Raw genomic sequence first — 17,679 nt, forward strand, 5'->3', positions numbered from 1 at the left:
AAGACCGCTCGACCGCAGCGCCCAACCGTGAGGTGCAGACAAATGTCGCGATCGGCGAAGGCCGGCGCGAACGTCTCGCGCTGTAGACCGTCGTTCGTCTTCGCGGGAGCCTCGATGATCGAGCGACGTGCCATGACCCGGGTCAAGCTCGTGTTGCCGGCCCTGTGCTGGGGCAAGGCGAGGCCTGATTTCTATGCCGTCACCGACGACGTCACCGGGTTCGGGATCCGGTTCAAGTCCGCCACGGTGCCCGCGGTCGGCGAGCGCCTGACCTGCAGCATCCGGCATGCCGGCTCCATCGAGACGCGGGTGATCCGCGCGGAGAAGCACCGCTTCGCGGTGCGCGTCCTGCGCGCCGAATATCCCCTCCGGCTGGTGGCCCGGAACCTCGTTTCCCTCGCCAACGAGCAGAATGCCCGTCCGCCCGCCGAGCGCGCCGCGCCGCGGATCGTGCCGCGCGAGCAGGAGGTGGTGGTCACCACCGCGCTGGGGGCGACGATCCCGGGCCGGGTGCTCAACATCTCGGTGTCCGGGGCCGCGGTCTCCCTCGACCGGCCCCTCGCCGTCGGCACCCTGATCATGATCGGCAACACCCCGGCCAAGGTCGCCCGCGCCTTCGACAACGGCATCGGCGCCGCGTTCCTGTCCCCGCTGGCCGACGGTCGGGTCGGCCCGGAGGTGGTGCTGTGAGACACGGCCGTTCCAGGCCGTGATGAAGGGCCCGCACCAAGGTCTCGGAGCGATACGATCCAGAGTTCACGGTCCGTCAACACAGCATCTCTAGCGTCCGTCGGTAACGACCCAGGATGACCGATGCAGATCGCCAGTACGCCAGGCTTTTCGGAGGACGGACCGACCCGCTGGTCGTCCCCGACCGCTTGGTCCGCGCTGACGGCGGCGTTGGCTTCTCCGGTGCTGCTGCGCCGGATCGTACGCAACATGATCGAATCCTGGCCCGCCGAGGTCTACGAGGACGGCCTCGTCGAGGTCGCCCGGTTCGGCCGCCGGACGTTCTTCGTCTGCGATCCCGCCCTGATCAGGGCCCTGATGGTCGATCGGGCCGAGGCGCTGGTGCGCGAGGACTTCATGATCGCGGCCCTGTCGCCGATGCTGGGCCGCGGCATCCTAACCTCCGACGGCGCTCGCTGGCGCGACCAGCGCCGGACGGTGGCGCCGGTGTTCCGGCCCGATGCCATCGCGGCCCTGGTGCCGTCGATGCGGGAGGCCGTGGCGCGTACGGCCGAGCGGTGGGACGCGCAGGGTGCCGGCACCCGCGACGTCCTCGACGAGATGATGCGCACCACCTTCGACATCATTGGCAGCACCATGCTGCCCAAGGAGCCGAGTCTCGACGTGGCGGCCTTCGGGACGTCGCTGACCACCTACCTCGACAGCGTCGGCTGGCGCATCGGCCTGTCGATGCTGGGCGCGCCCGCCTGGATGCCGCATCCCGGCGCGGGCAAGGCCGCCCGGGCGGCCGCGACCTTGCGCGCCGGCATCGCCGACGTCGTGGCCCGGCGCCGGGCCAGCGCCGAGCCGGGCGACGACCTCCTCGGCCTGATGATGCAGGCCCGCGACCCCGAGGCGGCGACGGGCTGCCCGCATCGCACCGCGGGCATGGGCAAGATCGAGACCGAGAGCGGTCACGGCAGGACCGGTCCCGGGCACCACGGCGCCGCCGGCATGTCCGACCAGGCGCTGACCGACAACCTCCTCACCTTCATCGCCGCCGGGCACGAGACCACGGCCCTGGCGATGGCCTGGATCTTTCGCCTGCTCGCCGAACACCCGCGGATCGAGGGACGCCTGCGCGCCGAGATCGCGGCGGCCGGACCGGCGGCCTCCCCCGACGACCTCCCCTACGCCCGCCAGGTCGTCATGGAGGCGATGCGCCTCTATCCGCCCGCCCCCATGGTGGTGCGCCAGGCCGCGCAGGAGATCCGCCTCGGGGGCGCCACCATCCCGGCCGGGGCCTCGGTCCACATCCCGGTCTATGCGATCCACCGCCACCGCGCGCTCTGGGGCGACCCCGAGGCCTTCGATCCGGACCGGTTCGCGCCGGGCGTCCAGCGCGACCGCTACGGCTACCTCCCGTTCGGGGCCGGACCGCGGGTGTGCATCGGCATGGGCTTCGCGCTGGCCGAATGCAGCGTGATCCTGGCCGGCCTCCTGCCGCACTTCCGGTTCGAGGCGGCGGCCGGGCCCCGGCCGCAGGCCCGGTTCAAGGTCACCCTGCGGCCCCACGGCGGGATGCCGCTGCGGGTGGTCCCACGGCGGCTCGCCCCATGACCGGCACGCTCTTTCCGATCCCGCTGCCGCGCCTGCCCGACGCGGCGGAGGCGGTTCCGGCGCGCTACCGCGAGGAGACGATGGCCGGGCAGTTGGCCGAGACCATCGATCTCGCCTCGCACCTTGCCATCACCCACGTCGTCGTCGCCGTGGCGGTGATGACCTTCTTCTGGGACGTGGCCTCGCACCGCTACCTCGTCAGCCTGGTCGCGGCGGTGACGATCTTCTCCGGGCTGCTGCCGGCGATCGGCTGGGTCGGCCGCCACAGGCAGGCCTGGCTGCCCGGCCTCGGCGTGCGGACGAAGGCGGTGCGCATCCTCATCCTGGGCCTCGGCCTCGCCTGGAGCACGATGCCGTTCGTGCTGTTCGGCCCCTCGGGGGTCGACCACCGCATGCTCGTGGTGGCGATCACCGCCGGGCTCATCGCCACCGCCTTCGTGCTCAACGGCATTCCCCACCTGGCGATCTGCTTCTGCGTGCCCCTGGTGGTCGGGAGCTTCCTGGCCCTGGTCCTGACCGGCGAGCAGGCCTCGTTCCTCCTGGCGGTGCTCCTGGCGATCTACGCCGCCTTCGTCCTCGCCAGCGTGCGGCGCATGACCCGGCTCTCCACCGAGCGCATCCTCGACCGGGTGCGCGTCTTCCACCAGAACGAGACGATCGGGCTGCTGCTCCACGAGTTCGAGGCCAACACCAGCGACTGGCTATGGGAGACGGACGCGGCCGGGACCCTGCAGCACGTCTCCGAGCGCATGGCCGAGGTCTCGGGCATCGCCATGGCCGACCTCCTGCACGCGCCGTTCGACCGGCTGCTGCGCTCGGGCCGGCCGGACGCGCCCCTGGGCGACGGCGGCCGCGAACTGATCGCGCTGACCCGCAGCGCCACCGCCTTCCGCGACCATGTCGTCGAGATCCCCGGGCCCGACGGGCCGCGCTGGTGGCGCCTGAGCGGAAAACCCACCTACGACCGCGACGGCAGCTTCGTGGGGGTCCGCGGGGTCGGCTCCGACATCACGGCGACCCGGCGTTCGGAGGACCGGATCGCCTATCTCGCCAGCTACGATTCCCTCACCTGCCTCGCCAACCGCGCCCTGTTCGGGCTGCAGGCGGGGGCCGAATGCGAGCGGGCCGGGCGGGTGAACGAGCCCTGCGCCCTGCTGTACATGGACCTCGACGGCTTCAAGATCGTCAACGACACCTTCGGCCACAACATCGGAGACCGCCTGCTGCAGCAGGTGGCGCGCCGCCTGCGCACCGCCGTGGACACCGGCGAGCTCGTGGCGCGCCTGGGCGGCGACGAGTTCGCCATCCTCCACCGGCGGATCACCGACGACGCGGCCGTGGGCCTGGCCGAACGGCTGATCGCCATCGTCAGCGCGCCCTATGTCATCGACGGGATCCAGGTCGAGATCGGCGCCAGCGTCGGCATCGGCATGACACCGCGCGATGCGGTGGAGCCCGAGAGCCTGATGGGCAAGGCCGACCTCGCCCTCTACCACGCCAAGTCGAGCGGAAAGGGCCGGGTCTCGATGTTCGAGCCGACCCTGGAGCGGGCGATGCGCACCCGCCGGGACCTCGAGACCGACCTCAAGGCCGCCATCGCCCAGGGCGAACTCGACCTCCACTACCAGCCCCTGGTGAACCTGCGCACCGGCCGCGTCGATTCCTTCGAGGCGCTCCTGCGCTGGAGCACGCCGGCCCGCGGCGTCATCTCCCCGGCCGACTTCGTGCCGGTGGCCGAGGCCTGCGGCCTGATCTCGGCCATCGGGCGCTGGGTGCTGGGCCGGGCCTGCGCCGAGGCCGTCCGCTGGCCGGCGGCCACCCGGATCGCGGTGAACATCTCACCGTCCCACTTCCGCCATTCGGACCTTCTGCAGGACGTGGTCGACGCCCTCTCGGCCAGCGGCCTCGACCCGCGTCGGCTCGAACTGGAGATCACCGAATCGATCTTCTTCGAGATGAACGCGGCGATCGCCTCGAACCTGCGCGAACTGCGGGCGCTGGGAGTCCGCATCGCCCTCGACGACTTCGGCACCGGCTATTCGAGCCTGAGCTACCTGATCCGGTTCCCCGTCGACAAGATCAAGATCGACCGCTCGTTCATCAAGGACATGAACACCCGCCACGAGTGCCTGGCGATCATCGAGGCGATCCTGACGCTGGCGCGCAAGCTGTCGATCAGGGTCACGGCGGAGGGCGTCGAGAGCGTCGAGCAGGCGATCATGCTGCAGGCCCGCCGGTGCGACGACATCCAGGGGTTCCTGTTCAGCCCGGCGCGACCGGCCGGCGAGGTGCCCCTGCTCCTCGAGATGCTGCCGATGCGGTTCCACGCGATCTTCCCCGTCCAGGCACGCGAGCCCGGGCGGGAGATCGAGGACGCCCACGCCCGGCTCTCGGCCTGACCGGGCCTTTCGCGGGCGGTTCGACCGCAAGGATCGGGATGCGCCCGCCCGCGGCCTGCCCCATAGGATCGTCGCGGGGTGCCCGACCGGCACGCCGGGAGGACGGGCGATGACGGGGGCGCAGGATACGATAGGACAGGATACGGCACGCTGGCAGGCGCTCCTGGCGCGCGACGCCGCCGCCGACGGGACGTTCGTCTACGGGGTTCGCAGCACCGGCGTCTTCTGCCGCCCGAGCTGTCCCGCCCGGCGGCCGCGCCGCGACCGCGTCAGCTTCCATGCGGATGCGGCCGAGGCGCGTGCGGCGGGGTTTCGCCCCTGCCTGCGCTGCCGGCCGGACGGCGAGAGCCTCACCGAGCGCCATGCCGTCGCGGTGACGCGGGCCTGCCGGCGGATCGAGGCCGCCGAGGAACCGCCCGACCTCGACGCCCTGGCGCGGGACGCCGGCATGAGCCGCTTCCACTTCCACCGGGTGTTCAAGGCCGCGACCGGCGTGACGCCGCGCGCCTACGGCGCCGCGGTGCGGGCCCGGCGGGTCGCGGGGGCGTTGCCAGATGCCGGCACGATCACGCAGGCGGTCCATGCCGCCGGCTACGGCGCGGCGAGTGCCTTCTATGCCGAGGCGAAGGGGCGGCTGGGCATGGCGCCCTCGCGCTACCGCGGCGGCGGGGCCGGCACGCGCATTCGCTTCGCGCTCGGCGCCTGCAGCCTCGGGGCGATCCTGGTGGCGGCCACCGAGGTGGGCGTCTGCGCCGTCCTCCTCGGCGACGACCCCGACGTGCTCCTGCGCGATCTCCAGGACCGGTTCGGCCGGGCCGACCTCGTCGGGGGCGACCCGGCGTTCGAGACCCTGGTGGCGCGGGTGGTCGGCCTCGTGGAGGCCCCCGCCCTCGGGGCGGACCTGCCGCTCGACATCGGCGGCACCGCCTTCCAGCAGCGGGTATGGGCGGCCCTGCGCCGGATCCCGGCGGGCCGGACGGCCACCTATGCCGAGATCGCCGCCGCCATCGGGCAGCCGGGCGCCTCGCGGGCGGTGGGCATGGCCTGCGGCGCCAACGCCATCGCCGTGGCGATCCCCTGCCACCGGGTCGTGCGCGGCGACGGCACCCTGTCGGGCTACCGCTGGGGCATCGACCGCAAGCGCGCGCTTCTCGCCCGCGAGGGGGCGGTCGCGGAGGGTCCTGACCCGATGCGCATCATCCCATCGCCGCGCGGGTGACGCCGTCGGCGCCGATGTCGTCGCTGCCGGCCATGCCGAGATCCTGGATCAGGCGGCCGCGGGCGCGGCTGACCCGGCTCTTGACGGTGCCCACCGCCACCCCGCAGATCGCGGCGGCCTCCTCGTAGGTGAAGCTCTGGGCGCCCACCAGCACCAGCGCCTCGCGCTGGCTCAGGGGCAGGGCGTCCAGCGCGCTGTGGAACTCGCGCAGTTCGAGGCGGACCTCCTGCTCGGGCAGGCTCGTGAGGCGCGCGGCATGGACGCCGTCGGCATCCTCGACCTCGCGCTTGCGCTTGCGCTGCTCGGAATAGAACAGGTTGCGCAGGATGGTGAACAGCCAGGCGGTGAGGTTGGTGCCGCGCTGGAAGCTGTCCGCCTTGGTCCAGGCCCGCACGAGCGTGTCCTGCACGAGGTCGTCGCTGCGGTCGAGGTCGTAGGTGAGGGTGTAGGCGAACGCCCTCAAGGCCGGGATCGAGCCGATCAGCATGTCGCGCATCTCGGCATCGGCGCCGCTCGGGGTGCCGATCGGCTGGGGTGAGGCCACCATCATGACGTCTCCCGCGGGGTTACGATGCCGCTCGAGGCGGAGAGGTCGGCGAGCAGGGTCTCGAAACGCTCCGGCAACGGCTGGGTCAGGACGTCGGCATAGAGGAGCTTGAGGTTGCGCCCGATCCGATGCCGGGCCTCGGCGTCGATCGGTCCCTGGTCCCGCGCCGGCCGTGCGCCCTTGGGCACCAACCGGATCACCGTGGCGGTAAGGGGTGCCCCGTTCGGGGCATCGGTGACGGTAGGGGGTGCCCCGTTCGGGGCATCGGCGGCCGATGGCGCGGCCTGATCCTGTATCATGGCTCTCGGGTCCTCGACGGTCGGAGCCCCGGGCCCGCCCGAAGGCGGGCGCCAAGGCGAAAATCGGGAGCGACCGTTCTCTGGAGCCTGCGCTAGTGAGGTGGCGTTTAATGCGTTCTGAAGAATGCATTCATTCTACCTTAAGGCGGGCCTCGTCGTTCCGGCCAAGCTCAAGTCCTTGAGGAAGCTTGAGAACGAGCTTGGCAGGAGCCCCGGCAACCCTTGCCACCACCCTCGCCGTGCATACACGGCACCGCGTTTGCATTCTGCCGCGGGCACCCCGATGCGTGTCTGAGCCCGCGCGCGACCCGGCGTTCGGTGGCCTTCGACCCGGCCCATGGAGACCATGCCCGATGACGCTATCCCGGCTGCCGCGCGCGTCCCGCCGCCACGACGCCAGCCCGCGGTCCCGTCTCCCGCGCCGGCTCGCCGCCGCTGTGGCGGCAAGCGCCCTGATGGCGGCCGGGCCGGCGTGGGGGGAGGGCGTCTTGCGCATCGCCATGACGGCGGCCGACATCCCCACCACCACCGGCATGCCCAACAACGGCTTCGAGGGGATGCGCTTCCTCGGCTATCCGGTGTTCGAGAGCCTGGTGCTGTGGGATCTGACCCGCACCGACGGGCCGGCCGGCCTCAGGCCGGGCCTCGCCGAACGCTGGGAGCAATCGGCCACCGACAAGAAGACCTGGATCTTCCACCTGCGCCGGGGCGTCACCTTCCACGACGGCACGCCGTTCGACGCCGATGCGGTGATCTGGAACCTCGACCGCTTCTTCAAGGCCGACAGCCCGCAGTACGAACTGCAGGGCGCCGGCATCACCCGCGCCCGCGCCTCGCTCCTGGAGAGCTACGCCCGGATCGACGACCACACCGTCTCGATCACCTCTTCGGTGGTGGCCTCCTACTTCCCGTTCATGACCGCCTACGTGCTGTTCACCTCGCCGGCCTCCTACGAGAAAGCGGGCCGGGACTGGGCCAAGGTGGCGATGCTGCCGGCGGCCGGCACCGGGCCGTTCCGGATCACGCGGGTGGCGCCGCGCGAATCGGTCGTGCTCGCCCGCAACGACGGCTATTGGGACAGGGAGCGGGTGGCCAAGGTCGACACGATCCGGCTCTCGCCGATCCCCGAGGCCAACGCCCGCATCGCGGCCCTGCGCGCCGGCCAGGTCGATTGGATCGAGGCCCCGGCGCCCGACGGTATCGCCTCGCTCAAACAGGCCGGCTTCACCATCACCACCGGCTCCTACCCGCACGTATGGCCGTGGTTCTACAACATCGGCGCGGCCGCCAGCCCGCTGAAGGACGTGCGGGTGCGCCAGGCCCTCAACTACTGCATCGACCGCGAGGGCATGACGAACTTCCTCGGCGGCACCGCCGAGCCGGCGGTGGGCTGGCTCAAGGCGAGCGACCCGAACTTCGGCGCGCCCGCCAACCGCTACCGCTTCGACCCGGACAAGGGCAGGGCGCTGCTGGCCGCCGCCGGCTACGGCGTGGGCAAGCCTCTCGCCTTCAAGGTGATGATCTCCACCTCCGGTTCGGGGCAGATGCAGCCCCTGCCGATGAACGAGTTTTTGCAGGAGAACCTCAGCCAAGCCTGCGGCGTCGCGGTGAGCTTCATCGTCTCGGAATGGCAGGTGCTGTTCTCGTCGCTGCGATCGAGCCCCGATGCGCCCTCGCTCCAGGGCGCCATGGCGCTCAACGTCAGCTCGCCCTCGTCGGACCCCTCGGTGATGGCGCGCTACTTCTCGTCCGCCAACATCCCACCCAAGGGCTTCAACTTCGAGCATTGGTCCGACGCGGCCTTCGACGCCGCCCTCAAGACCCTGTCGGAATCCGCCGACCCCGCCGAGATCGCCACCGCGACGCGGGCCGCCCACGAGCGCCTTGTCGACGATCCGCCCTGGCTGTTCGTGGTCCACGACCTCAACCCGCGGGCGATGTCGCCCAAGGTGAAAGGCTTCGTCTCGCCGCAATCCTGGTTCGTGGACCTCACCCGCGTCAGCGTCCAGTAGGAACACCGCTCATGAGCGAGACCGTCACCGATCCGAGCCTGTTGCCGGCCCACGTCCTGGCCGACCGCATCGCGTCGAAAAAACTCTCCCCGGTGGAGGCGGTCGAGGCGATGCTCGGTCGCATCGCTCGGCTCGATCCGCGCCTGAGGGCCTTCGTCGAGGTCTACGGGGCCGATGCGCGGCTGGCCGCAGAAGGGGCCGATCGGGCGATCCGTTCGGGCCATGCGGTCGGGCCGCTGCACGGCGTGCCGGTGGCGCTGAAAGACCTCGTCGACGTCGAGGGGCGCATCACCACCGGCGGTTCGCTCGCCTTCCCCGACCGGCGCGCTACGTCGACGGCCACCATCGTGCGCCGGATGATCGGCCAGGGCATGATCGTGCTGGGCAAGACCCACACCGTCGAGTTCGCCTTCGGCGGCTGGGGCACCAACGCCCGCATGGGCACGCCCTGGAACCCGTGGGACCTGACGCGGGCGCGCACGCCGGGCGGGTCGAGCAGCGGCTCGGCCGTGGCGGTGGCCGCGCGCATGGCACCCTGGGCGATCGGCACCGACACCGGCGGCTCGATCCGGATGCCGGCCTCGTTCTGCGGGCTGACCGGGCTCAAGGTCACCACCGGGCGCATCAGCGCGGCCGGGATCGTGCCGCTCAGCGCCACCCTCGACACGCCGGGGCCGATGGCCCGCAGCGTCGCCGATGTCGCCCTGCTCTACGACGTGCTGCAGGGGCCGGACCCGCGCGATCCCAACACCCGCGGCATCCTGCCGGCCGATCCGATGGCGAGCCTGCACCGGGGCGTGCGCGGCCTGCGGCTGGGCCGGATGCCGGCGTCCGAGCGCATCGGCGTCACAGCCGAGATGCTGGCGGCCTACGACCGCTCCCTCGACACCCTCGCCGATCTCGGCGCCGAGATCGTCGAGGTCGCGCTCCCCTTCCGCCTCGCCGACCTGATGAGCGCCTCCACCATCCATCTGGCGGAGGCGCATTTCGTGAACGGGCGGCTCGCCGAGGACCCCGACAGCCCCCTCGACCCGGCGGTGCGCAAGCGCATCCTCGGCGGGGCCGGCATCTCGGCCCACGACTACCTCCTCGCCCGCCAGACCCAGGCCGCCATGAAGCGCCAGATGGCGACCGCGATGGCCGACCTCGACGCCGTGCTGACCCCGACCACGGAGGAGCCGGCGGTGCCGCTCGACGGCCTCGACCAGGACAGGATGCCCTCGCGCTTCACCCGCTTCGGCAACCTCCTCGAACTCTGCGCCCTGGCGCTGCCCAACGGCGCCACCCCGGCCGGGCTGCCGCTCTCGCTCCAGATCGTGTGCAAGCCCTACGACGAGGCCATGGCCCTGCGCATCGGCCAGGCGCTGCAGGCGGCCACCGACTGGCACCTGCGGATGCCGCCGGGATTGTGAAGCGGACGTCGTCTACCGGCGGATCAGCACGACGCCGCCGATGAGCAGCGCCCCGCCGAGGAGGCGGGAGAGGTCCACCGGCCGTTGCGGCACGCCGAGCAGGCCGACGTGGTCGACGGCCATGGCGGCGAACATCTGGCCGGCGACCAGTAGCGCCATGAAGGTCGCGGCCCCGAGCACCGGCACGAGCTGGATGCCGAGGCCGACGAAGATCGCGCCGAACAGCCCCCCGCTCCAGGCCCACCACGGGATGCGCGCCGCCACGCTCGCCGACGGAACCGGATCACGCAGCGCGACGGCCAGGAGCGCCATGCATCCGAGCCCGACGAGATAGCTCACGACGCCTGACCACGCCGCCGAGGTCAGGGCGGTGCGCAGGTTGGTGTTCAAGGCCTGCTGCACGACGATGCTGGCACCCGCCAGTACCGCGAGCGCCGAGGGGACGAGGATGTGGAGCATCGGCCGGTGGACCCCGTTGGGCGACGCCGCGTCGCCGAGAGTCTTTGACAACCACCCGGCCGCCGGGCCGTCAAATGCCCGCAGCCGCCGAAACCCGAAGAACCGGATCTTAAGCGCGCGGCCTCAGCCTGACTGTACCGGCCTTCTCGCGACCGGGAAGGCCGCCGCCAGGGCGTGACGCGCTCACGGGACGAGCACAGCCTCACCTGTTTCCCGTGAAACACCCGATCCACCGGTAGAGACGCGCTCCGCCCCGATGGTCAACGACCCACCTTTTTTCGCCCCCCCGACGCGGTTGCGCGTGGCGACCTTCGCGGTGCTGTTCGTCCTGGCGCTCCTGCCGGTCCTGACGACGACGATCCCGGCGATGGTCGACTACCCCAACCACCTCGCCCGCATGGTGGTCCTCGTGACCGACGGCACCGCGGCCGCCAACCCGGCCTATGCGGTGACCTGGGCGTTCTCTCCCAACCTCGCCATGGACCTCGCGGTGCCGCAGCTCGCCCGGTCGATGAGCGTGGAGGCGGCGACCCGGCTGTTCCTGTTGCTGAGCCAGATCCTCACCGTCACCGGCGCCTGCGCCATCGAAGGCGCGGTCAAGCGCCGGTTCGAGGCGAGCGGGTTCTTCGCCGTCATGATGCTCACCAGCGTCCCCTTCGCCTGGGGCTTCGTGAACTTCCAGTTCGGGCTCGGGATCGCCCTGTGGGGCATCGCGGGCTGGCTCGTGCTGCAGGACCGGCCCTGGCCGCTGCGGCTCGTCCTCCACGCCCTCGTCGTGGCGGTGCTGTTCGGCGCGCATCTGTTCGCGCTCGGGCTCTACGGCGTCACGCTCGGCCTGCACGAAGCCTGGCGGGCGGCGACCCGGCGCCCGCCCCTGCGCGAGACGGGTCTCCGGTTCGCGGGCCTCGCCGCCCCGGCCGTCGTCCTTCTCGGGCTGATGCTGGCCTTCGGCGGCCAGGTCGGGTCGCAGGGCACGGTCTGGAACGCCGCCTGGAAGCTGCGCGCCTTCGTCGTCACCCTCAACGGCTACCACATGGGGCTCTCGCTCGCCGGCACCGCGGTGCTGGCGGTGCTCGGCTATCTCCTCGCCAAGCACCGGGCGGTGCGCGTCCTGCAATCGGGCCTGTGGCTCATGGCCGGGCTGGCGCTGCTGTTCGTCGCCCTGCCGACGACGCTGTTCGACACCGCCTTCGTCGACCTGCGGGTGGTGGTCGCCGCCGCCCTGATCGTGCCGGGCTTCCTCGCGTTCACGCCGCCGAGCGAACGCTTCGCCCGGATCGCCACGGGCGCCGTCCTCTGCGTCATCCTGGTCAACCTCGCCACCGCGCTGGTGGTGGCGCAGGGCTACCGCACCGAATACGCCACGCTGGTCGCCTCGTTCGGGCAGATCGACCGGGGTGCGCGCGTCCTCGTCGGCCACAGCGGGGAGGGGGCCGACCCACCGCTCTCAAGCTTGAGCGAATACCCGATCTACAACGCGCCGACCCTGGCGGTGGCCTATGCACAGGCCTTCGTGCCGACGCTGTTCACGGCCGCGGGCAAGCAGCCGATCACGGTGCGCGAGCCCTATCGGCGCCTCGCCGTGCCCTACGGCGGCCCCGCCCCCATCGCGGTGCTGGCCGCCATCGCCAACGGCGGCCCCGCCCTCGACCAGCCCGCCTTCGTCCGGAACTGGCCCGCCGATTTCACCTATCTCTACCTCGTCGGCCCGGTGGTCCCGAATCCGCTGCCGCAGCTCCTGACGCGGCTGGCGGCGGGCTCGCGCTTCACGCTCTACCGGATCGCCAAGCCGGCCCGGTAGAGTTGCCGGCCCGGTAGAGTTGCCGGCCCGGTAGAGTTGCCGGCCCGGTAGAGTTGCCGGCCCGGTAGAGTTGCCGGCATCAGGGCGTGCGGCACGCCATGGCGGCGGCCGCCTCGATCACGCTGAGGGCACGGCGCCGGACCTCCAGGGAGGCTCGCGGGCTGTCGGAGACGGCGCTCGCCTCGCGCTTGAGGGCCGCATCGCAGGCGCAGGATCTGTATCCGCTGGTGTCGTAGCAGGTGTCGTGGCGCATGCAGGCCTCGTCGAGGGCGTCGGTGGGCGGCAATCCCTCGCCGCGCTGACCCGTCCCGCAGTAGTTCCCGTGGAACAATTCCTTGCCGGCCAGGACCCTGCCGAGGTCGCCGCGCGGCGGGGCCGGCGCCTCGGTGTCGCCTCCCGGGTTGAGGTCGTTGGCGGGGCCGCCCGCCTTGGATGCCGAGCCGCGCAACACCTTCGGGATGCCGGAGCGTTCGTCGGGCTCGTTCAGGGCCTGGCCGGCGCGGGCGTTCGGGTCGGCGAGATCCGGCAGCGGCGGCGGTGGGCCCGGGCGCGGCTCGTCCACCTCCGACGTCGCGGGCGTCTCCTCGGCGGCGACCTGTGCCGAAACGGCCTGCGAGCCGGCCACGAGCAACAGCCCGACCAGCGCGAGGAGATATGGTCTCATCGAGTCCCCCAAGAATGCGGAGCCAGCAACACCGAGCCCGGCGATTCCGTTCCGGACCGGCACGGCCACGCCCCCGGCGCAAGGCGAAAGGCGCGTGCAACGGTTCCGGCGTCCCTGACGTTCTCGTCAGCCCGGACAGGCCGGGCGTCTTGGGAGCACATCATGCTGGTACGTTTTGGGCTGGGCGTCGTTCTGGCCGCGATGGCCGGGGGTGCCGCGTTGGCCGCTCCCATGTCGGCCGAGGACAAGGCCGTGCTGCAACAGCAGTGCGCCGGCGACTTCACGCAGTTCTGCGCCGGTCTGCCGCCCGAGGACGGTCCCGAGACACAGGCCTGCTTCGAAAAGAACATGTCCAAGCTGTCCCCGGGCTGCCAGACCGCCATCCAAGCCTACAAGAAGAAGGGCTGAGATCGTGCGGCGCAGGACCTCCGCGCGCCGCACATCGACGGTTGGCAGGATCGCGGTCCTGCCGACCACACGTCCCGCGTTCCCTTGACATCCGGGTGTCCGCATCGCTTCCACGGGCGCATGCACGGGTCCATCTCCAGTCTCGACGCCTTTGCGGGTGCGCAGCTCGCCCGCCTGGAGGAGACCGCCCTGCGCCGGCGCCTCGTGCCGACCGCGCGCGGGGCCGCTGCCATGGCCGAGCGCGGGGGCCGCGCCCTGGTCTCGTTCTCCTGCAACGACTACCTCGGGCTCTCCAACGACCCGCGGGTGATCGCGGCGGCGCAAGCCGCGACCGCCCGCTACGGGGCCGGGGCGGGGGCCTCGCGCCTCGTCACCGGCAGCCACCCGCTACTCCCTGCCCTCGAGGAGCGGCTGGCCGCCCACAAGGGCACGCAAGCCGCCCTGGTGTTCGGCAGCGGCTACCTGGCCAACCTCGGCATCGTCACCGGGCTCGCCGGGCCGCGCGACCTCGTCCTCGTCGATTCCCTGGCACACTCCTGCCTCTGGGCCGGGGCCCGGCTCTCGGGTGCGCAGGTGGTCCGTTTCGCTCACAACGACACGGCCGATCTCGCCGCGGCCCTGGAGCGCCATCGCGCCCGGCATCGCCACGCCCTGATCCTCACCGAGCGGGTGTTCAGCATGGACGGCGACCGCGGCCCGGTCGCCGACATCCTGTCGGTGGCGGAGCGCCACGACGCCTGGACGGTGGTGGACGATGCCCACGGCCTCGGGGTGATCGGCCCCGATGCGCGCGCACCGCTGGAAATGGGTACCCTGTCGAAGGCGCTCGGCTCCTACGGCGGCTATCTGTGCGCGTCCCGCGCCGTCGTCGACCTGCTCACGAGCCGGGCGGCCAGCTTCGTCTACACCACCGGCCTGCCGCCGGCCTCGGCGGCGGCGGCGCTGGCCGCACTGGCCATCCTCGAGGCCGAGCCCGAGCGGGCCGCCCGGCCGTTGACCCTCGCCCGCCGCCTCACCGCCGCCCTCGGGTTGCCGGAGGCGCAAAGCCCGATCGTGCCGATCCACGTCGGCGAGGCGGCATCGGCCCTGGCGCTCTCGGCGGCCCTGGAAGAGCGCGGCTTCCTGGTGGTGGCGATCCGACCGCCCACCGTCCCGGCGGGCACCGCGCGGCTGCGGGTGGCGCTCTCGGCGGCCCATACCGAGGCGCAGGTCGACGCGCTGGCCGAGGCCATCGCCGCGCTGCGAGCCCGGTCGTGGGCCAGCGTCTCGGTTTGAAATCTGGCGCCGCTCAAGCGTTGGCTGTCGGCCCTTAGCGGCCACGCAGGAGTGCGAGCCGTTCAAAGCATAATTTCATCGGCATAATTTCATCGGAATGTAATCGGCAGTGTTGCTTTCAATGTCGATGTGTTGGGCGGCAGAGGAGGCAACGGCAGCGGTCTCGCGGATCGGACAGCACGAATGACTGCATCGTCCAGATCCGCCGAACCACTGCCTTTCACTACCACGATGTCGCTGACGTTACCTGCGCGGTTCACCACGAACTGAACGATCGTCGTCGGTGGGCCGGTTGGTCGCCTGTAAACGGAAGGCAGCCGGATTTGCTGGGCAATGTCTCGACTTGCTTGCGTCGCCCACTCCCCAATGCCTTCGGACTGCGCTTGTCCAGGCCCCAATAGAAGGGCAGTTAGACACGAGATAATTAGATAATGACGCCATGGCATAGATGAGCTTACCCACTCATCCTGAGTTTGAGAAGGTCTACTTCCATCCTCAGCGGACGGCGAGCCAATATCAAACGACGACCCGGTCGGGACGGACCTCGACGCGCGAAAAAGACCGGTGTGCCAGCGCACCTCCTCGGCGTTGCCCGAAGGCGGCGGCCGCCCGACTTCACGGGGCGCAGACACCCGTCACCGCGCCCTGAGCGACAGCGAGGATCCTCCCCATGGCACAGCGCAACGCCCTCATCGTCGGAGCCTCGCGCGGGCTCGGCCTCGGCCTCGTCGAGACCTTCCTGGCACGCGGCTGGTCCGTCACCGCCACGCAGCGATCGCCCTCGCCCGGTCTCGCCGCGATCGCGTCCGACGCGCTCGACCTCGAGACGGCCGACATCGACGACGACGCGGCGGTGGCCGCGCTGCACGACCGCCTCGGCGGGCGCCGCTTCGACCTGGTGTTCGTGGTGGCGGGCGTGGCGACCCAGGCGCACGATCCGCTGCACCTGGTGCCGCGCGAGGTCGCGGCCGCCGTCTATCTCACCAATGCCGTCAGCCCGGTCCGCTTCGCCGAAGCGTTCCGCGACCGGCTGGCGCCGGGCGGGCTTGTCGCCGTCATGAGCTCGGTGCTCGGCAGCGTCGGCCTCAACGACAGCGGCGGCTGGGAAAACTACCGCGCCAGCAAGGCGGCCCTGAACACCCTGGCGCGCAGCTTCGAAATCCGCCACCGCGACGAGGGTTTCGGCGTGGCGTTGATCCATCCGGGCTGGGTTCGCACCGAGATGGGCGGGGCGGACGCCGACATCGACGTGGAGACGAGCGTCAACGGTGTCGCCGACGTGATCGAGGGACGCCTCGGCCAGACCGGCTGCGTCTACCTCGACTACACGGGCAAGACGCTGGACTGGTGAGGGCCGACCGGGTTCCCGGTGCTACCGCCGCCCGTCGATGGGGGGGCGGCCACGGCGCTCGACGATCACCGGCGGGCGGGTGCGGCGCTCCACGATGACGGTGCGGGGCGGCCGGTTCGGGGTGCCGGTGCTGAGGATGCGCTCCGGCTGCCGCTCGGGCCGCGCCTTGGCCGCCTCCAGCACGTGGGGGCGGACCTCGTCGAGGGGCAGGCCGATCAGCCCGGCGGCGATCTCCACCTGCTGCTCGACGTCGTCGGCGAGGTCGCGGGCGGCGGCCACGGCCTCGGGAATCGTCGGCGGCTCGCGGCGGACGCGGATCGGCGGGAGATCCTGGAAGGATTTCGGAATCTTCTTCACAGCACGGCTCGCGATCGTCATCCCATGAGGATATACGCCAGACCGTCCGCTTTGTGCATTGCACCAAACGCGGCCCGCCCCGCGCGGCGAGCGAGGCTCGAGCGGGTTTTTCGCCCCGATGACCGGATTTCGACCACGGCTCCGGGCCCACCGCCATACCAAAGGGCAATCCGGGCCCCGATGATGAGCGATGAGGCAGAAGTCTGCGTCGTCATGCCGCGAGAGTCGCCGCACGGGCGGTCGACTTGCGATGGGCCGGTCGCCGCCCGATAATCTCGCGCGATGACCGTCGATCGCTTCGCCACCACCGACCGCCGCCTGTTGCCGGCGCGCCCCGACCTCGCCGACCATCGCCTGCGCGGCCGGATCACCGCGACGCGCTACGTCGAGGGCGAGCCGCGCCGGGTGCTCGCCGGCTCGGCCCCCCTCTGCCGCGGCCCCGGCCGCGACGCGGGCCTCGATACCGAGGCGCAGCGGGGCGAGCCGGTGACACTCTACGAGGATTGGGAGGGATTCTCCTTCGTGCAGCTCGGCAGCGACGGCTACGTCGGCTACCTGCCGAGCGCGGCGCTGGGCCCGGTCGACCCCACGCCCACCCACCGCGTCACGGCGCTGCGCACCTTCGTCTATCCCGCGCCGGACCTGAAGCAGCCGGTGCTGGCCCATCTCGGGCTCGGCGCCACCCTCGCGCTCGGCGAGAGCGAGGGCGCCTATCGCCGGATCGTTGGGGGCATCGCGGCGGACGGCCGGCTCATCCACGACGCCTTCGTGTTCGCGGCCCATTGCGCCCCCCTCGAGGAGACGGCGGCCGACATCGCCGGGAGCGCCGAGCGGCTGATCGGGACGCCCTACCTGTGGGGCGGCCGCACCAGCCTGGGCCTCGACTGCTCAGGCCTGGTGCAGTTGTGCTGCTCGCTCGCCGGCCTGTCCGTCCCCCGCGACGCCGACCAGCAGGAGGCGGCCCTGGGCGAGGCGCTGCCCCTCGACCCGTCCGGCCTGCGGCGGGGCGACCTCGTGTTCTGGCGCGGCCACGTCGGGATCATGCTCGACCCGGCCACCCTCATTCACGCCAACGGCCATCACATGGCGGTGGCGGCCGAACCCCTCGACACGGCGATGACGCGCATCCGCGAGACGAGCTACGGCGCGGTGACGTCCCTGCGACGGCCGGGCTGAGGGCCGCGATC

Annotated in this window: 16 protein-coding genes; 11 read left to right on the forward strand and 5 right to left on the reverse strand. The window is 71.6% G+C overall.

Annotated elements, in window-relative coordinates:
* Positions 1-114 precede the first annotated feature (114 nt).
* From ASF39_RS03510 to ada, 4 genes are all read left to right on the forward strand, one after another.
* Entirely contained in the window at positions 115-690 is a 576-nt protein-coding gene (locus ASF39_RS03510) for a PilZ domain-containing protein (RefSeq protein ID WP_055881299.1), read from the forward strand.
* A 123-nt stretch (positions 691-813) separates the two neighbouring features.
* Positions 814-2,289 carry a cytochrome P450 gene (locus ASF39_RS03515; protein ID WP_082494316.1) on the forward strand — a complete coding sequence of 492 codons (1,476 nt, stop codon included), beginning with the start codon at positions 814-816 and terminating at the stop codon, positions 2,287-2,289.
* Entirely contained in the window at positions 2,286-4,688 is a 2,403-nt protein-coding gene (locus ASF39_RS03520) for an EAL domain-containing protein (protein ID WP_056281037.1), read from the forward strand. The genes ASF39_RS03515 and ASF39_RS03520 overlap by 4 nt, the downstream gene beginning before the upstream one ends.
* 109 nt (positions 4,689-4,797) lie before the next feature.
* Entirely contained in the window at positions 4,798-5,907 is a 1,110-nt protein-coding gene (gene ada / locus ASF39_RS03525; protein WP_056281038.1) for a bifunctional DNA-binding transcriptional regulator/O6-methylguanine-DNA methyltransferase Ada, read from the forward strand.
* On the opposite strand, the gene ASF39_RS03530 is transcribed toward ada, so the two are convergent.
* A complete protein-coding gene (locus tag ASF39_RS03530; RefSeq protein WP_055881292.1) occupies positions 5,885-6,454 on the reverse strand; it encodes a sigma-70 family RNA polymerase sigma factor in 570 nt (189 codons plus the stop codon). The genes ada and ASF39_RS03530 overlap by 23 nt on opposite strands.
* The gene (locus ASF39_RS03535; protein ID WP_156648297.1) at positions 6,454-6,753 is read right to left on the reverse strand and encodes a NepR family anti-sigma factor; all 300 of its coding nucleotides are present in this window, start codon (positions 6,751-6,753) and stop codon (positions 6,454-6,456) included. Before ASF39_RS03535 ends, ASF39_RS03530 begins: the two co-directional genes overlap by 1 nt.
* Positions 6,754-7,106: 353 nt before the next feature.
* Between ASF39_RS03535 and ASF39_RS03540 the strand changes: the two genes are divergently transcribed.
* The gene (locus ASF39_RS03540; RefSeq protein WP_082494317.1) at positions 7,107-8,765 is read left to right on the forward strand and encodes an ABC transporter substrate-binding protein; all 1,659 of its coding nucleotides are present in this window, start codon (positions 7,107-7,109) and stop codon (positions 8,763-8,765) included.
* Between the two features lie 11 nt (positions 8,766-8,776).
* Positions 8,777-10,177, forward strand: coding sequence for an amidase (locus ASF39_RS03545; protein ID WP_055880635.1), 1,401 nt, complete (start codon positions 8,777-8,779; stop codon positions 10,175-10,177).
* Between the two features lie 12 nt (positions 10,178-10,189).
* On the opposite strand, the gene ASF39_RS03550 is transcribed toward ASF39_RS03545, so the two are convergent.
* Positions 10,190-10,636 carry a DMT family transporter gene (locus ASF39_RS03550; RefSeq protein WP_055880631.1) on the reverse strand — a complete coding sequence of 149 codons (447 nt, stop codon included), beginning with the start codon at positions 10,634-10,636 and terminating at the stop codon, positions 10,190-10,192.
* Positions 10,637-10,937: 301 nt separating this feature from the next.
* Between ASF39_RS03550 and ASF39_RS03555 the strand changes: the two genes are divergently transcribed.
* Positions 10,938-12,437 (forward strand): hypothetical protein, encoded by a 1,500-nt coding sequence (locus tag ASF39_RS03555; protein ID WP_244472246.1) that lies wholly within the window; start codon positions 10,938-10,940, stop codon positions 12,435-12,437.
* 79 nt (positions 12,438-12,516) lie between these two features.
* Here the strand turns inward: ASF39_RS03555 and ASF39_RS03560 are convergent, their stop codons facing one another.
* Positions 12,517-13,101 carry a phospholipase A2 family protein gene (locus tag ASF39_RS03560; protein ID WP_055880625.1) on the reverse strand — a complete coding sequence of 195 codons (585 nt, stop codon included), beginning with the start codon at positions 13,099-13,101 and terminating at the stop codon, positions 12,517-12,519.
* A 162-nt stretch (positions 13,102-13,263) separates the two neighbouring features.
* On the opposite strand from ASF39_RS03560, the gene ASF39_RS03565 reads away from it, so the two are divergent.
* The 3 genes from ASF39_RS03565 (at position 13,264) to ASF39_RS03575 (ending at position 16,135) form a co-directional block, all read left to right on the forward strand.
* Positions 13,264-13,509 carry a hypothetical protein gene (locus ASF39_RS03565; protein ID WP_055880621.1) on the forward strand — a complete coding sequence of 82 codons (246 nt, stop codon included), beginning with the start codon at positions 13,264-13,266 and terminating at the stop codon, positions 13,507-13,509.
* Between the two features lie 120 nt (positions 13,510-13,629).
* Positions 13,630-14,784, forward strand: coding sequence for an aminotransferase class I/II-fold pyridoxal phosphate-dependent enzyme (locus ASF39_RS03570; RefSeq protein WP_056281044.1), 1,155 nt, complete (start codon positions 13,630-13,632; stop codon positions 14,782-14,784).
* Positions 14,785-15,454: 670 nt separating this feature from the next.
* Positions 15,455-16,135, forward strand: a complete 681-nt coding sequence (locus tag ASF39_RS03575; protein WP_056281046.1) for an SDR family NAD(P)-dependent oxidoreductase — start codon at positions 15,455-15,457, stop codon at positions 16,133-16,135.
* 21 nt (positions 16,136-16,156) lie between these two features.
* Here ASF39_RS03575 and ASF39_RS03580 read toward each other — a convergent pair whose 3' ends face one another.
* Entirely contained in the window at positions 16,157-16,513 is a 357-nt protein-coding gene (locus ASF39_RS03580) for a hypothetical protein (RefSeq protein WP_055880608.1), read from the reverse strand.
* Positions 16,514-16,774: 261 nt separating this feature from the next.
* Here ASF39_RS03580 and ASF39_RS03585 point away from each other — a divergent pair, with 261 nt between their 5' ends.
* Positions 16,775-17,668, forward strand: coding sequence for a C40 family peptidase (locus ASF39_RS03585; RefSeq protein WP_056281048.1), 894 nt, complete (start codon positions 16,775-16,777; stop codon positions 17,666-17,668).
* Positions 17,669-17,679: the final 11 nt, after the last annotated feature.

Source organism: Methylobacterium sp. Leaf108, from assembly GCF_001423265.1.
Classification (GTDB): domain Bacteria; phylum Pseudomonadota; class Alphaproteobacteria; order Rhizobiales; family Beijerinckiaceae; genus Methylobacterium.

Coding starts and splice junctions, on each gene's coding strand:
- ASF39_RS03575 (WP_056281046.1), top strand. CDS start 15,455: ATGGCACAGCGCAACGCCCTCATCGTCGGAGCCTCGCGCGGGCTCGGC.
- ASF39_RS03545 (WP_055880635.1), top strand. CDS start 8,777: ATGAGCGAGACCGTCACCGATCCGAGCCTGTTGCCGGCCCACGTCCTG.
- ASF39_RS03570 (WP_056281044.1), top strand. CDS start 13,630: ATGCACGGGTCCATCTCCAGTCTCGACGCCTTTGCGGGTGCGCAGCTC.
- ASF39_RS03510 (WP_055881299.1), top strand. CDS start 115: ATGATCGAGCGACGTGCCATGACCCGGGTCAAGCTCGTGTTGCCGGCC.
- ASF39_RS03540 (WP_082494317.1), top strand. CDS start 7,107: ATGACGCTATCCCGGCTGCCGCGCGCGTCCCGCCGCCACGACGCCAGC.
- ASF39_RS03520 (WP_056281037.1), top strand. CDS start 2,286: ATGACCGGCACGCTCTTTCCGATCCCGCTGCCGCGCCTGCCCGACGCG.
- ada (WP_056281038.1), top strand. CDS start 4,798: ATGACGGGGGCGCAGGATACGATAGGACAGGATACGGCACGCTGGCAG.
- ASF39_RS03550 (WP_055880631.1), bottom strand. CDS start 10,636: ATGCTCCACATCCTCGTCCCCTCGGCGCTCGCGGTACTGGCGGGTGCC.
- ASF39_RS03560 (WP_055880625.1), bottom strand. CDS start 13,101: ATGAGACCATATCTCCTCGCGCTGGTCGGGCTGTTGCTCGTGGCCGGC.
- ASF39_RS03585 (WP_056281048.1), top strand. CDS start 16,775: ATGACCGTCGATCGCTTCGCCACCACCGACCGCCGCCTGTTGCCGGCG.
- ASF39_RS03515 (WP_082494316.1), top strand. CDS start 814: ATGCAGATCGCCAGTACGCCAGGCTTTTCGGAGGACGGACCGACCCGC.
- ASF39_RS03535 (WP_156648297.1), bottom strand. CDS start 6,753: ATGATACAGGATCAGGCCGCGCCATCGGCCGCCGATGCCCCGAACGGG.
- ASF39_RS03580 (WP_055880608.1), bottom strand. CDS start 16,513: ATGACGATCGCGAGCCGTGCTGTGAAGAAGATTCCGAAATCCTTCCAG.
- ASF39_RS03565 (WP_055880621.1), top strand. CDS start 13,264: ATGCTGGTACGTTTTGGGCTGGGCGTCGTTCTGGCCGCGATGGCCGGG.
- ASF39_RS03530 (WP_055881292.1), bottom strand. CDS start 6,454: ATGGTGGCCTCACCCCAGCCGATCGGCACCCCGAGCGGCGCCGATGCC.